General features: G+C 51.1%; 13 protein-coding genes. 10 read left to right on the plus strand and 3 right to left on the minus strand.

All coding sequences use genetic code 11. The features are described 5' to 3' along the window. Positions 1-174: 174 nt before the first annotated feature. Positions 175-1,695 (minus strand): acetaldehyde dehydrogenase ExaC, encoded by a 1,521-nt coding sequence (gene exaC, locus EJN92_RS04775; RefSeq protein ID WP_126126764.1) that lies wholly within the window; start codon positions 1,693-1,695, stop codon positions 175-177. A 416-nt stretch (positions 1,696-2,111) separates the two neighbouring features. On the opposite strand from exaC, the gene EJN92_RS04780 reads away from it, so the two are divergent. The 5 genes from EJN92_RS04780 (at position 2,112) to EJN92_RS04800 (ending at position 9,278) form a co-directional block, all read left to right on the plus strand. Then, positions 2,112-4,106 carry a sigma-54-dependent Fis family transcriptional regulator gene (locus tag EJN92_RS04780; RefSeq protein ID WP_126126765.1) on the plus strand — a complete coding sequence of 665 codons (1,995 nt, stop codon included), beginning with the start codon at positions 2,112-2,114 and terminating at the stop codon, positions 4,104-4,106. 247 nt (positions 4,107-4,353) lie between these two features. Continuing rightward, positions 4,354-5,883 carry a sphingomyelin phosphodiesterase gene (gene sph, locus EJN92_RS04785; protein ID WP_126126766.1) on the plus strand — a complete coding sequence of 510 codons (1,530 nt, stop codon included), beginning with the start codon at positions 4,354-4,356 and terminating at the stop codon, positions 5,881-5,883. Positions 5,884-6,289: 406 nt separating this feature from the next. After that, on the plus strand, positions 6,290-7,009 hold the full coding sequence (locus tag EJN92_RS04790; RefSeq protein WP_194074964.1) for a hypothetical protein: 720 nt from the start codon (positions 6,290-6,292) through the stop codon (positions 7,007-7,009). Continuing rightward, positions 6,999-7,700, plus strand: coding sequence for a hypothetical protein (locus EJN92_RS04795; RefSeq protein ID WP_126126767.1), 702 nt, complete (start codon positions 6,999-7,001; stop codon positions 7,698-7,700). Before EJN92_RS04790 ends, EJN92_RS04795 begins: the two co-directional genes overlap by 11 nt. A 15-nt stretch (positions 7,701-7,715) precedes the next feature. Further along, positions 7,716-9,278: a Dyp-type peroxidase gene (locus tag EJN92_RS04800; protein WP_126126768.1), complete on the plus strand. Its 1,563-nt coding sequence runs from the start codon at positions 7,716-7,718 to the stop codon at positions 9,276-9,278. Between the two features lie 483 nt (positions 9,279-9,761). Here the strand turns inward: EJN92_RS04800 and EJN92_RS04805 are convergent, their stop codons facing one another. After that, positions 9,762-10,775: an OmpA family protein gene (locus tag EJN92_RS04805; RefSeq protein WP_126126769.1), complete on the minus strand. Its 1,014-nt coding sequence runs from the start codon at positions 10,773-10,775 to the stop codon at positions 9,762-9,764. A gap of 327 nt (positions 10,776-11,102) precedes the next feature. Between EJN92_RS04805 and EJN92_RS04810 the strand changes: the two genes are divergently transcribed. The 5 genes from EJN92_RS04810 (at position 11,103) to EJN92_RS04830 (ending at position 14,092) form a co-directional block, all read left to right on the plus strand. Continuing rightward, complete coding sequence (locus EJN92_RS04810) at positions 11,103-11,906, plus strand: hypothetical protein (RefSeq protein WP_126126770.1); 804 nt, start codon at positions 11,103-11,105, stop codon at positions 11,904-11,906. A gap of 9 nt (positions 11,907-11,915) precedes the next feature. Then, a complete protein-coding gene (locus EJN92_RS04815) occupies positions 11,916-12,374 on the plus strand; it encodes a TadE family protein (protein ID WP_126126771.1) in 459 nt (152 codons plus the stop codon). Further along, positions 12,371-12,883 (plus strand): P-loop nucleotide/nucleoside kinase family protein, encoded by a 513-nt coding sequence (locus tag EJN92_RS04820; RefSeq protein WP_126126772.1) that lies wholly within the window; start codon positions 12,371-12,373, stop codon positions 12,881-12,883. The genes EJN92_RS04815 and EJN92_RS04820 overlap by 4 nt, the downstream gene beginning before the upstream one ends. A 36-nt stretch (positions 12,884-12,919) precedes the next feature. Next, positions 12,920-13,303 (plus strand): VOC family protein, encoded by a 384-nt coding sequence (locus EJN92_RS04825; protein WP_126126773.1) that lies wholly within the window; start codon positions 12,920-12,922, stop codon positions 13,301-13,303. Positions 13,304-13,570: 267 nt separating this feature from the next. Continuing rightward, the gene (locus EJN92_RS04830) at positions 13,571-14,092 is read left to right on the plus strand and encodes a GNAT family N-acetyltransferase (RefSeq protein WP_126126774.1); all 522 of its coding nucleotides are present in this window, start codon (positions 13,571-13,573) and stop codon (positions 14,090-14,092) included. A gap of 336 nt (positions 14,093-14,428) precedes the next feature. Here EJN92_RS04830 and EJN92_RS04835 read toward each other — a convergent pair whose 3' ends face one another. Beyond that, on the minus strand, positions 14,429-15,214 hold the full coding sequence (locus EJN92_RS04835; protein ID WP_126126775.1) for a LytR/AlgR family response regulator transcription factor: 786 nt from the start codon (positions 15,212-15,214) through the stop codon (positions 14,429-14,431). Between the last annotated feature and the right edge of the window lie 14 nt (positions 15,215-15,228).

Raw genomic sequence — 15,228 nt, forward strand, 5'->3', positions numbered from 1 at the left:
CAGAGGAAAGCAAGGCAGTTCTCCGTTTTTCTCTTTGTCTCCGTGTCTCCTTTGAGAGGTTTTCGTTCTTTTTTAATACTTTTAGTAGCAGGCTGAATAGATACGAATAGTGTGCATCAACGCCCAGCCATTCCACAAACTCAAAAGTCAAAACTCAGCAATCCGATTCAGCGATCAGAAGAAACCCAGTTTGTTTTCGCTATAACTAACCAACAGGTTTTTGGTTTGCTGGTAGTGATCGAGCATCATCTTGTGATTTTCACGACCCAGGCCTGATTCCTTGTAGCCGCCAAACGCAGCATGTGCCGGATAAGCGTGATAGCAGTTGGTCCAGACGCGGCCAGCCTTGATGGCGCGGCCCATGCGGTAGGCCACATTGCCATTGCGGCTCCACACACCGGCACCCAGACCATATAAAGTGTCATTGGCAATCGCTAGCGCTTCGGCTTCATCCTTGAAGGTAGTGACCGCCAAGACCGGACCAAAAATTTCTTCCTGGAAGATACGCATCTTGTTGTGGCCCTTGAACAGGGTAGGCTGCACATAGTAGCCCCCTTCCAGATCGCCGCCCAGATGTGCCTGCGCGCCGCCAATCAAGACTTCAGCGCCTTCCTGTTTGCCCAGATCCAGGTAGGACAGGATCTTGGTCAGCTGTTCTTTAGAGGCCTGTGCGCCCATCATGCTGTCGGTGTCCAGCGGGTTCATGTGTTTGATGTCGGCGACACGCTTCAAGACACGCTCCATGAACTTGTCGTAGATGGATTCCTGAATCAGCGCCCGCGATGGACAAGTGCAGACTTCGCCCTGGTTAAAAGCGAACAGAACCATACCTTCGATGGCTTTGTCGAGGAAGGCATCGTCCTTATCCATAATGTCGGCAAAGAATACGTTAGGCGACTTGCCACCCAACTCCAGCGTGGCAGGAATCAGGTTATTCGCTGCAGCCTGCGCAATCACACGGCCAGTACTGGTGGAGCCGGTAAAAGCGATCTTGGCGATGCGCTTGCTGGTAGCCAAAGGCATGCCGGCTTCGCGGCCATAACCATTGACGATATTGAGCACGCCGGGTGGCAGCAGATCAGCGATCAGTTCAGCCAGAATCAGGATACTGATAGGCGTAGATTCCGCCGGCTTTAGTACCACGCAATTGCCAGCGCCGATCGCCGGTGCCAGTTTCCAGGCCGCCATTAAGATAGGAAAGTTCCAAGGAATGATCTGGCCGACGACACCCAGAGGTTCCTGAATATGGTAAGCCACGGTCGTTTCATCGATCTCGCTCAAGCCACCTTCCTGCGCACGCACACAGCCGGCAAAGTAACGGAAATGATCGATAGTCAGCGGGATGTCGGCGTTCAGCGTTTCGCGGATAGCCTTGCCGTTGTCCACGGTTTCGGCATAGGCCAGCAATTCCAGGTTGGCTTCAATTCTATCGGCAATTTTTAGCAAAACGTTGGCGCGCTCGGCGGCATTGGTCTTACCCCATGCGTCGGCAGCGGCGTGCGCGGCGTCCAGCGCCAGCTCTATGTCTTCGGCGCCGGAGCGGGCGACTTTGGTATAAGGTTTGCCATTGATGGGGGTGATGACGTTAAAGTAATCGCCCTTGACCGGGGCCACCCATTGACCACCGATGAAGTTGTCATACTGGGCTTTGTAAGTGATTTTGGCACCGGCGGTACCTGGGGCTGCGTAGATCATCGTGTCTCCTGAATAGGTCAATTTTATTAGAATTAGGACTTACGCAAAATTGCTCCAGATAGGCGTATCGCCGAAGACAGTACTTTAGTACGGCAAGGCGAGTACAACGACACTGGGGCGATTTTGCGTAGGTCCTAAAAATGTTGCCTTGTGGCCTAGAGCTACTATCAATTTCCGTGCCAAGACATTAATTCGCTGAAAGTCTTTGATTTCATTCAGATTTTATTTTTCAGACCGCTTGCAAGCACCTGCCATATAGAAAAATGTGACGTTGCATAAATTCACAACTGTCACAAAACGCAACAGTTGAGGTGATCAATACTGTCACGCAAGCCGTGTTGGGGCGGGTGTTTTCCTATACTATATTTGAATAAAATTCGGGAGCCTAAGCTCTCAGTATCCATAACGGAGACAACATGCCTACACCACTACCTGCGCTGACGCTGCGCCAGGCACGACTGCATTTGCAAGAGTATGGCCACTGCCCTTCCGGCATCATCAACGAGCGCCTGCTGCGTTCATGGCAGCGCAGTCTGGCAGCAGGTTTGCAGCCAGTTGGCGGCTTGCGCCAAACCGAGCACGCCAGTGGGGATGAACTACGCCAAGTGCTGGAACGCAACCATGAACTCTTGTCTTACTCGCGCCCAGTAATGGAATACCTGTTTGAGTCTGTGCGCGATAGCCAAAGCGTGGTGGTACTTGCCGACAATCGCGGCACCCTCATGCATACGCTGGGTGACGCAGGATTCTTAAACAAGGCAGAGCGTGTTGCCTTAGCCAGCGGCGCTTCCTGGCACGAGGATCATCGTGGCACCAATGCCATCGGCACCGCCTTGGCGGAGACCAGTGAAGTCGAGATTCACGGCGCCGAACACTTTCTCGAACATAACGGCTTTCTCACCTGCGCCGCCGCCCCTATCATGGCTGCCGATGGTAGTTTGATGGGAATACTCGATATTTCCGGCGATAGACACAGCGGCCATCCGCATACCTTAAATTTAGTCAGCATGGCGGTGCGCATGATAGAAAACCGCCTGATCGTGGCTGGCAGCAAGCGCCAGATTCGCCTGCATTTCCACGTACATCCAGAGGGGATAGGCACGATTGCCGAGGCGATCGTGGTGCTCTCGGAAGACGGCTGGATAATCGGTGCCAATCGTGCCGCGCTGGGCTTGCTGCATCTTGGCGCACACGACCTGGGCGCAGTACAAATTACCAGCGTGCTTAATGTACGCCTGGAACATCTGCTTTCTCAGCAGAACGCACGCGCACCGCAAACAATTACGGTGCATAGTCATGACGGCACCCGGTTAGCCATGCAGGTACATCTGGATCACAGCGTACTGCCAGCCGTTTCACGCAGATCAACTGAGGCAGTTGCTACCCCTTATGCAGCTGAAGACGCCTTGTCTTTACTCGATAGCGGTGATCTGCGTTGGCGCAGTGCCGCCGAGAAAACCCGCCGCATTCTGGATAAGCCGATACCTTTGATTATTCAGGGCGAATCTGGCGTCGGCAAAGAGTTCTTTGCCAAGGCTGCGCATGACAGCGGGCCGCGCTGTAACGGGCCTTTTGTCGCGATTAACTGCGCGGCGATTCCGGAAAATCTGATAGAGGCCGAATTATTTGGCTATCAGCCCGGTGCCTTCACCGGGGCGCGACGCGAAGGCAGTTTGGGCCGCTTGCGGGAAGCCAACGGTGGCACGCTGTTTCTCGATGAAATCGGTGATATGCCGCTCCCCATGCAAAGCAGATTATTACGCGTGCTGCAAGAGCGCAGCGTCACGCCCTTGGGCGGCGGAAAAACAGTCGCAGTAGATTTTGCGCTGATCTGCGCCACCCACTGCAAATTGCGCGAGCAGGCAGAACAGGGCAAGTTTCGTTACGATCTGTACTACCGCATCAATGGCTTAACCGTGCAGTTGCCGGCCTTGCGCGAGCGCAGCGATTTTCAGGCTTTGACGACGCAAATTTTGCGTAGCCTCAGTCCCCAGCAAGAACTGCATCTGAAGCCAGGGCTGCTCGCGCAATTAGCTGCACATCCTTGGCCGGGCAATCTACGCCAATATTCCAGCGTCTTACGCACTGCCATTGCGATGCTCAATCCAGATGAAACCGGTATCGAACTGGCGCACCTGTCAGATGATATCGTCGAGGATCTAATGCTGTCCGCGGCAGCGAATCAGGCCATCAATCCTGCTGTAAATCCCGCTATGAATGCTACTGTGAATACGGCTATAAATCAGGCGATAAATCAGACCGGCGCGACGCTCCCTATCACTCAAAATCTAGAGCAACTTTCGCGCAAGGCGATCGAACTAGCCTTAAATTCTAGCCGAGGCAATATCAGTCAGGCGGCACGCAGCCTTGGGATCAGCCGTCAAACGCTGTATCGCAAAATCAATCACTGAGCGCGATAAACTCAGTAGTCTATCCATTCAGCATGGCATGGCATGGTATGCACTTTACCCAAGACCGCGCATGCCATCGCTGCGCTAGCGCCCCCTTTTTTACGACATTTTCGGGATAACAATTCCATGTAACCAGGCGGTCATTTTCTGACATTAAAATCCTTAGCCTTACCGGCTCATACTGATACATTTTCTGCGCGCCGGGTAAACACTTCTCTTTTTCACTTAGCGTTCACCGGACTCACCCATGAAAAAAATACTTTGTACTCTCGTACTAGCGATGACGGCGGCGCAGGCCTATGCCGCCTATCCGGAAGATCTGAAATTGAGCAGCTGGAATACCATGTTGCTGCCTTTGAGCGCCTTTCCTAATTTTGGCCAACTGCAGCGCGCCCAACTGATCGCGCAAGCACCCTCGCTAGAGCAACAAGAAGTAGTGGCATTCCAGGAACTATTTGATAATCGCGCTTCGCTAGAATTACTGGCCAGCATGAAGTCCCGTTTTCCCTATCAAACCCCGGTCATCGGTCGCGCCAAAACTGGCTGGGATAAGACCGAGGGAACTTGGCGTGACGCAGTGCCCGAAGACGGCGGCGTAGCGATCGTCAGTAAATGGCCGATCGCGGAAAAAATTCAATATCTCTACAATGCTGCCGGTTGCGGTGATGATTTTCCTTCACTCAAGGGTTTTGCCTATGCCAAGATAGACCGCAAAGGCGAGTTCTATCATGTCATCAGCACCCACCTACAATCGGAATCGTCTTGGGGGTGCAGCGGCAATGGTGGCCATGCAGCGATACGCCAGGCGCAACTGGCAGAAATTCGCAGCTGGATAGACCGCAAAGGCATACCCAATAGCGAGATGGTGGTAATCACAGGCGACTTCAACATCAACCGCTGGAATACCACCGAGTACCGCGCCATGCTGAGCACCCTGAATGTGCAAGAGCCGCGCTATGTCGGCGTACCGCACAGCTTTGATACGGTCAGCAACGGCGTTGCGCTGGAACGCTATGGTGCACGCACTGGCGACCCGCAAGAATATCTCGATTACATTCTGATCGATCGCAGCCACCGCCAGCCTACGGTATGGCATAACCTGGCGATCGATCCGCCTTCACCGCAATGGAAGGTACAAGATGCCACCAGCAAACGCAGCTATACCTACACCGATTATTCCGATCACTATCCGGTGCAGGCTTTCGCCCGCGCCGATACCAGCACCCCGACTCACTCGTATGTCGATCAGGCCGGCAGTTATCGCCAAGTCGGCTTGCAAAATGTCGGTAACGGCCGCTGGTTGCAAAGTGCGGCAGACGCGCAAGGCTGGCTCAAGACCGATGCCGCCCAGTTCGGCGCGCCCCGCACACGTTTCAATTTATCGAATAATTTCTCCATGCGCGACAATGGCTGTTTGCGCTCGGGCGAGTATCTGCGTATAGAAAGATCCGATCTGGCCAACACTTTCCTGACCTGGTCGGGCGCACTCACTGCGAATCAGTACTCTTACTACAGCAGCCCGGGCAGCCTGCAAGCCGATCCGGAATTGCGCTTGATTAACGTGAGTAATCCTCAGGGCTGTCTGAAAGAAGGCGATCTGGTGGCTTTCAAGAGCTGGGCCAGAGCCGCCGATTACTATCTGAGCGCATGGCCAGACGGCAGCTATAAAGACCGACTGTATGTGTGGACCAGCAGCCTAGGTTTGTACGAACAATTTCGCGTCCATTTACCCCTAAAACCTGGCAATTTAGACTGGCGCATGCAACTGGCTTACTAGACTTTCAAGAGCAGCGTCCCAGTCGCCTCACCAATACACCAGCACCGCCCCACCACCGCCCGCCCATACATTGAGGCGGGCTTTTTTTTACGGCATGCCTGCAGGCGCATATTCCATGCGGGTTTGCGGGCATGCACGGCTGTATGCCGCATGGAATATGCGCGCTGGCGGCATGGGTTAAAAAAATCATCCCCCAGTCTATACAAAAGAATAAATTGACAACACATTATTCTCAGATCACTATGCTTCTGTTGGTGAATTCACCACTAAATCGAGTCTTATGTTTTTGCTCCTAATCTCTCGTTCTTGTTTCATAAATATAGGCCTTAGGCAAAACCGCCCCAGCGTCGTTGTACTCGCCTAGCTGGAACAATTTTGCATAAGTCCTAAAATAGAAGGATTATTTATGTCGAATATTGCTGGCAAAGCCTATGCAATGAACGTGATCACACCGATACGTTCTTACACCACCTGGCTAAATAAATTCATTTTCTGGTTTGCGCTAAAAACCCCGTCTACCCTCAAGGGTTTGATCACGCTCTCTATCATCCATTACGCGCGTTGGGTCATCATAGGCAAGCACCAGTTCCCGCATCTGGATGCGGCGCAGCCTAAAGAAAACTTAAAATATTCCTACATGCTGTTCTTTAGTAACTTCAATGGCAGTTGGGATCAATACGTGGATTCCTTCACTTTTTCGATTCCGGGCGGCCTTGATATGTTTTGGAAATGGAATATACGCTACCCAAAATCGGTGGCATTGACGCCTTTCCATCGCTACATACGCTACAACCAGTTAGAGACCATCCATTACTACAACGCCTACCCGCTGGCAGCCTCTAACGACGTCAAGAGTGCCAAAGCAGTCAAGCAAGCATTGATCGCGTTTCAAGAGCATGCGCTCGACAACAGCGACGAAGCCTTCATGCAGCGCTACCGCGCCTTGTTGCGTGGCTTGCAGCATGATCTGGGCGACATGTACCCTACCCCTATCGTGAGTATGGCGGCAGCCCAGGTGCAAAGACGTGAAAACCGCCACAGCAAAAATGCGCAGAAAGAACTGGGGCTGCCCAACAGCGCCGCGAGTAATTCAACGACACAATCAGGAGCAGCACATGGCCAGTAATGTCAGTGGCAAGGCCTATGCCTTGACGGTTTTATCGCCGATAAAAAATGCCTACACCCCTGAGCAAATCGCCTATGCCGATCTGGTCAGGGATAGACTACAAGCCTGGAACGATGAAGACAATAGCCCGATGGCGCTGGTACCCAACACCTATTTGTGCCGTTATTTTGTGCTCGACGATGTGGTCAACCAGTCGCTGCCGGGCGGCGGCGCGCTCGATACCATCAGCGATTTTTTGCCGCTGGTACCAGACCCGATACGCCGCTCTGCCTTGCCGTATGAAGATCATCTGCAATCGCGTTATCTGGTGTTTTCATGCAATTTTTATTGCGGGCCAGATGGCGATCCGGATCCCTATCTGCGCGCCATGTGGAACAACATCAGCGCGCGCATCAAAGAGGTCTGGGGCTATTGCTATGGGTTTGAAGGCGTCAATTCGGCAGAGACATTTATCGCCTATATCAAACGCTGCAGCCTGCCACCGGCTCTATTTTTTGTAGGATCGAATGACGATTCATTAGACGAGCAATTAAAAGCTCTGTATCTGAAACAAGAGTTCAGCAAATTTGCGGTTGAAAATCAGGGTCTGGATGCAGCTAGTTTAAAGATCAAATTACAAGCCTTCATGCAACGCGTCGCGCCAAAAAATCTGAGCGCACCGAGCTGGAGCGCTGGCCAATATAAACTGTAATAGGAGGCAATGCGGATGGACGCCCAATTAGACTTACTCGATATTCAAGGCAATGTGATACGCGCCTACGGCCGTTTCGGTTATCCGGTGGCGCGCTATGTTTTTCTAAATATACGCCATGCCAGCCAGGCGCGCGAACTGCTAGCCGCCATCACCAGGCGCGTTACCACCTCGGTAGAATGGGGTAAGGCCGCTGGTCAAATCAAACAACCCGATTGGACCGTGAATGTGGCGTTTAGCTATCAGGGTTTAAAGGAACTGGAACTGCCGCGCTCGTCACTGATCGGCTTCTCGCCTGAGTTTGCGGCCGGCATGAAGCAGCGCAAAGATATCTTAGGCGACGACGGTGCCAGCGCGCCCGAGCATTGGGACCCGATCTGGCAAGGCAATCGCGAGCTACGCGAAAAAGACGTACACATCTTTATCTCATTGAATGCCCGCAACCAGACTCTGCTGGAACAAGGCTATGCCTGGCTCACGGCTCTGGTAAAAGAATTTTCCGATGCCGCCGTGATACTCGGCGGCCATGTCGGCGAAGATGGCGCTCTGCTAGACTACCAGGATGTTCAAGTCCTCATGGAGAATGGCCAGCCCACCTCCAAAGAACACTTCGGCTATACCGACGGCATCGGTGACCCGGTATTTGTCGGCATGCCAGGCGACGCCATGAATAAAAACGGGCGCGGCAAACAAATGCCCGATGGTAGTTGGGAGCCGCTCGCCATCGGAGAGTTTTTACTCGGCCACATCGACGAAGCCAAAGAATATCCACCCGCACCGGAGCCGATTTTATTGGCGCGCAACGGCAGCTATATGGTGTACCGCAAGCTGCACGAAAATGTCGCCAGCTTCGACGCCTATCTCGATGAGCACGCAAAAACATATCCGGGCGGTAAAGAGCTATTAGCCGCTAAATTTGTCGGCCGCTGGCGCGACAATGGCGCGCCACTTACTCGCGCACCAGACGCTGCCAGCAAGGCTAAATTTGACGCCGATTTTTCTATCGCCAATGATGCAGAAAAAGACGCACTACTGAGCAACTTCACCTACGACGCCGACATGAGCGGTGCCAAATGCCCGTTCAGTGCCCACATACGCCGCATCAATCCGCGCGCCTCGCTAGAGATGACGCAAGGCGCCACGCCCGGCTCTATGTGCCTCAACACCGGTGCCTTCGATACCCCCGGCGCGCTGGCCAACCGACGGCGCATCATACGGCGCGGCCTGCCGTATGGCGAGGCCAAAGACCGCAGCCGCAACGACGGCAATCACGGCATCATCATCATGATGCTCAACGCCGACATCGCTCGCCAGTTTGAATTCGTGCAGCAACAATGGGTGAATTACGGTAATGACTTTAAGGCCGGCAACGACAAGGACGTGATACTCGGCAACCACAGCGCTGACGAGCGTTTCCCCAGCAAGGCGGTGTTACAGGTAGACCCGGAAGGCGATCAAGCTCCGTACTTTCTCTCCAAGATCCCACGTCTGGTAGAGACCCGCGGCGGCGATTACTTCTTCGTCCCCAGCCTGACCGCCTTACGCATGATAGCGCGCGGCGTAGTCGACCCAACCTAAAACCCCACGCAGCTAAGCTGGGCTTTCACAAATCCGAAAAGTGGCATGCCCCAGCGCGCATATTACATGCGGGCTGCAGGCCTATGTGGCTGGAAAGGCGCATGGAATATGCGCTGTGGCAGGGGGTATTTGAAATTTCAAATTACGCTGACTCCCGTTGGCCAGCGTATGTTTTAGCGAATTGCTGAAGCTGGACGTGTTTTCCGTCTAAGCAGCGGGCGTCAAGGAAAATGAAACCAATTGCAGATACCCGCCGACGTTGACAAGCGATCTGATCCCTGTAAACGTCAATGACGGCATCTTATTCGGAAAATATTACTTACTCACCGCTTCTAGTGGGGTGAACAGTAAAGCAAAAACACAAGTTTAAAGATATTCACTACATGAGGAAAAATTCTGTTTGCTTGCGGAAGCGACATAAGCAAACCTATCCAATGCGATGGATTTGCTTGTCACTGATAACCAAGGATTCTCGATCTATGCCTAACTCCTAACCAATTCAACGCGACGGTTTTTAGCGCGGCCTTCTTCAGAGGAATTGTCACTTATGGGTTTGCTTGCGCCTAAGCCAACCGCGCTCAGGCGTGATGAGTCTATTTTCTGGCCAGTCAAAGCGCGCATCACAGACTGTGCTCGCGCTAACGACAAATTTTGATTGTGGTTCTTGTCTCCAATATTGTCTGTGTGCCCTTCAATCTGCAAACGTAGCGTAGGTTGTGCGCGCAAAAGTTTAACTATTTCATCTACGGCGGCGAGACTTTCTTGGCGGATGACATCGCGATTAGTATCGAAAGACAAATACAAAGGCACATGCCCATCCTGTTTCAAGGCATTGGCCATATTGTCCGCCGTGAGCATTGCGACGGTCTGTTCCATCTCTTGTTCTTTGATGACTAGAAACTCGGTGAACCCGCCGTTTTGTGAGAGCGTGATCCAGACATTGCCTTGCGTAGTGCGTATCAAGTAAACATCATGTTCTTCCCACCCGCGTCTAGGAAGATGTGCTCGCTTTAACGTGTTCTCGTTATCTATTAAATTCTTTTCTTCCAGCCATTTTTCAGTTGGCAAGATCGTGTTGACCTTAACGCCGCCCATCGCTTTAATCACCTTCGTGTAGTTGCGCAAAAGGCCAAGGGCCGATAGGCCAGCCTTTTCATTGAGTACGGTACGGAAGGTAATGCGTCCTTCCACTTGTCTTAGATTGGCGCCAGCGATTACGTAAGCTTGGTCAAATTTCTCATCTGAAGAGGAATAGCCTGTGCTGTTCGGGTTAGAAAAAAGTGCCGGCGTTTTGTCATCCACTTCTGTCATACCTGCAGGGTAGGATAAATAGGGAAAGGGCGGCAGTGCAATGCTGCTCATCGGCACAGATTCGATATTAAATGCTGCTGGTGCTGAGGCAGGTTTTGCTGGAGTGGCGGCGAAAGTTAGATTTACCGTAATGCAAAGACCGATGCTCGCAAGAACATAGTGGATTTTTTGCTGAAAAGTGGTCATTGGTTTGTGCGCTTATAGTTAATGTTGGCTTGTCTGAGAAACATGAAATTTTACCAATAAAAAGACTAGCGCAAATTAATAAAATTATTTCTTTTGTAACTTGTGTAACAACTGCAAGTATTTGTAAATATTAAAAAAACAATTTAATTGATGGTAAGATATTTTTAGTGATGTCGATATGAGCGTCCCTCGATATTTCGTCTTCCATGAGGTGAATGCTATGCAGCAAGTTGTTCCTGATTTTGCGCAAGCCAGCAGCGATCAAGGTATTGAATTGCTGACTGATAGTTCAATGTGGAATGTTGGCAGGTTCTACTATAAAAAACGATGAAAACAAACGTAAAAACAAGAAAATCTTCGAGTACCATTTTGATCTTTCTAGCGATCAACTTGCTTGCGGCTTGCGATAACCCTATGGCTGCCGGTAATAAATCGAATGGTGCCGATGCATCTTCAATGCCGTCGGAAAAGAGCTATGAAATAGTCACTGTTACTCGCGCGGTTTCGCTGGACCGTTCTCTCGCATTTACCAAGGCTGGATACGACGTTTGCGCGGCAAGTGCTAAGGCCTTCTCGTTACCGGTGATGCCGTTTCCTGCACTGCCAAATGATTATTTTGACGGGCGCCAAACATACATGAGCGATGGTGTGAATTTCTATCAAAAGAAGGAAACCTATGTCCTTGATCTTGCTTCGTATGAAGAGAGATGCGCTTCAGAATTTAAATTACTCACAGATATTACCATTGTGAGGGGCAATAGAACTCAAACCATTAACTTAGCAGTTGACGGCGTAGAGCATAAACAATTTGGACCTGATGTTCCCTATTATGACTTTACTGCGCTCAAAAAAGCTGCAATCGAAGTATTTTCACTGCGCAAAATTAAATCGGGAATATCAATGCGATGTCTCGATTCCACAGTGAGTAGTATGGTGCAGAAAGACTTTGAGGCGTGTATTTATGATGGTCCAAATGATAGTTCCCTGTTTTATGCAACAGATCATCCTATTGATTTATTTATACACCTTCCTCCGGTTATGGGTCCTGAGGTAGATTCCGTGAGGGTGACTGATGTGCAAGTATTTAAACTTGGAAAAGCAATTGATTCTAAATTTTTCGAGTTTAAGTAGTATGAAAAAATGAAAAACTCAACGATGAAATATCGATCTCGACAACATGGGCAAGCGATGGTGGAAATGGTCGTGATTGGCGGTGTAATGATTTCGATTTTCCTAGGTATTTGGTATTTGGGAAAATTTCATGACATTCAATACAGCGCGATACAAGCGGCGCGTTACACCGCTTGGGAGCGTACTGCGCATTCTGCGGCATTCACTGACGCTACATTACAAGCGCAGACACGTTGCCCCAGCGCGCATATCCCATGCGGGCTGCAGGCCTATGTGCTCGGAAAGGCGCATGGAATATGCGCTGTGGCAGCTAGCATATTTGAAATCTTATTGGTGCAATACGCCCTATGCAAAGCTCGCGATTTAAACCGTGGCCAGAGTATAGAAATAGTTGGACTTTTTTTTTCCCACTCGTTTAAGCTAAAAAATGAGAATTTTCGAGCAATCAAAGTAAGGTGTAGCCGATGACAAATAAGGGAACGCTGGTTTTTTTCTGTGGAAAAATGGGGGCAGGAAAGTCCACAAAATCGCAGCAAATTGCCAATGAAATGGCGGCTATACTGATCTCTGAAGATGCGTGGTTGGCAGCACTTTATCCGGAAGAGATCAAGAGCATAGACGACTATCTGACTTACTCATTGCGTCTCAAGCCGCTCTTAAAAAAACATGTACAGACTCTGCTGCAGTCCGGGGTCTCGGTGGTGATGGATTTCCCGGCGAATACAGTCAAGCAAAGAGCCTGGTTTAGAGAAATATTTTCAGAGCAGTCACTAACGCATAAACTGATTTACCTAGACCTGAGCGACAGCCAATGCTTAAGTCAAATTGCACAAAGGCGAGCACAGCAACCAGCGCGCGCTGCCTTTGACACAGAGGCAGTGTTTCACACGATTAGCAGTTATTTTCAAGCACCTACAGAGAACGAGGGATTCAATCTGGAAGTGTTGGGCCGTGCGGATATACAGCTTGATCGGTAGCGAACCGCCGGAACGGCAAATTAAAAAGGAACCCCCATGTCAAAATTAAGCAGCGTGCGCAGCGTGTTGGCAGTAAAAAACTTACCTAACTCGATCAGCTATTATTCTAAAATTCTGGACTTCGCAATCGACTTCGAATCAGAAGATTGGTGCTTCTTGTCTAGGGATGGTGTCAAATTAATGCTGGGTCACTGTCCCGATGCTATTCCCGCGAGCGAGATCAATGATCACTCATACATCGCCTACATCGAGGTTCAAGAGATTGATGAACTTCACAGAGAGCTTCAAGCGCGCGGCTTAAAGCTCCTAGCAACTCCTGAGAGCAAGCCTTGGGGAATGCGCGAATTCATGCTAACGACACCAGACGGTCATAGGATCATGTTTGCGCAAGATCTTCAGATCTCAGACGATATCGCCTAGCTCTTCTCAGGCGCAATAGACATCCGCTCTTAGTGCCATATGAAATCCCCTGCCAGCGCACATATCCCATGCGGGCTGCAGGCCTGTTTGCTTGGAAAGGCGCATGGGATATGCGTGATGACAGTGTCGATATTTAGAATCTAGTACGATACAAAACGCCAGCGGCTATTGAGGTGCAGCGCAGAAAACACTGTTTGCTAAATAACGAATAAATTCCGACTGATTTACAACTATAAAAAGCAGCTTAAGGCGGCGCAAGGCTTTCTTATGTTTTCCATCGCACTACGACAGTTATATCCGTCTGATCTTACGGCTTTCCTTAAGATTCACTGTGACCCAAAAACGACCCAATTCAATCCAGCCGGTCCGTACACACCTTTGCGGGCTACTGAATTGCTGCAGACCTGGTGTGCTCATTGGCAGCAACATGGCTTTGGGTATTGGACGGTAACAGATGCCGAGCAGCCAGAACAAGTCATAGGCTTTGGAGGCATCATGCGCAAAAAAGTCGGTCATCTCGATGGGCTCAACATCTACTTCCGGCTTGCGCCAACAGCGTGGGGCAAGGGCTATGCCAGCCAAATCGCCCTAGCAGCACTCGATCTCGCCTTCACCGAACTCAAAGCGAGCGAGGTTTTGGGTTTGGTTCACAAAGACAATCTTGCGTCCCGACGCACTTTAGAGCGCGCCGGCTTCGTGCAGTTCACAACGCTCAATGATGCCGCTGACAATGAACCTAGCCTGATCTATCGTGCGCTGCCAGGCTCAGCAGCTGAGCCTAAGGCCTAGGTCTTGGTGCCTGCACAATCAGCATCTGCAGCACATAAAAAATTAACGGCCCCCTGCCACCACGCATATTCCATGCGGGCTGCAGGCCTATGTTGCTGGAAAGGCGCATGGAATATGCGCTGTGGGCTTGCCTCAATTTGAAGTTGAATACGTGATGATACGCTGTACCCAAACTATGAATACTCGACCTAATTATTCAATCGCACGTAAGGCGGCGAGCCCATCGTTTACAATCGCCTTGGGATCAGCAAGCGAACGCTGCGGTCCAAAATAATTCATTAGCAGCACGCCGTTGCCGGATTTTATTTTTACGCTGCGCCAGGAAATGAATAAAATTTACATCTGCTTGAAGTGATGCAAATAACTACGGCTGACCGGTAGTTTCTCGCTGCGCCCTTTCATGTGTATGGTGGCGGTCTCGTTTTCGCCGCGCGTAACATGGCTGACCATATTGATGTTCACAACCACCGAGCGATGTACTTGAATAAAGTGGGCGCCATCCAGTTGATCTAGCAAGTCTTTGAGCGAAGTGCGTATCAAGGCCTCGGCCGCTTTGCCGTCATCGCCACGCCAGGCGATCAGCGTGTACTTCTCATCCGAGCGCAAATAATCAATTTCTTCAACCGGTATCATGCGCAATGCCTGGCCGACCAAGGCCTTAATCCAGCGCAAGGGTTCCGGCGCGGCTTTCTTTTGCAAACGCGCTTCTAGTTTATCGAGTAATACATCGATGTCCGGCGCTGGCTGCGCAGCGACTAGCCGTTCGCGTACCCGTGCGACGGTGTCGGCCAGTCGCGCCGGATCTACCGGTTTCACCAGGTAATCAAGTGCACCTTGCGCAAACGCCTCCACCGCATATTCGCTATAGGCCGTGACGAACACCACATGCGCGGCGCGACCGATTTGCCGCGCAGCTTCCACACCTGAAAGCCCAGGCATATGTACATCGAGAAAACACACGGTAGGCTGTAATGCTTGGGTTTGCTCTACCGCTTCGCGCCCATTGCGCGCCTGCGCCACGATCTCTAATTCTGGCCAAGCTTCGGCCAGCATGCGCGTCAAAGAGCTGCGCAATAAAGGTTCGTCGTCGGCGATTAATGCGGTGGGACGGGCTGTCGTCATGCTGCGCTCCTGGT

The sequence above is a fragment of the Undibacterium parvum genome, assembly GCF_003955735.1.
Taxonomy (GTDB): Bacteria; Pseudomonadota; Gammaproteobacteria; order Burkholderiales; family Burkholderiaceae_D; genus Undibacterium; species Undibacterium parvum.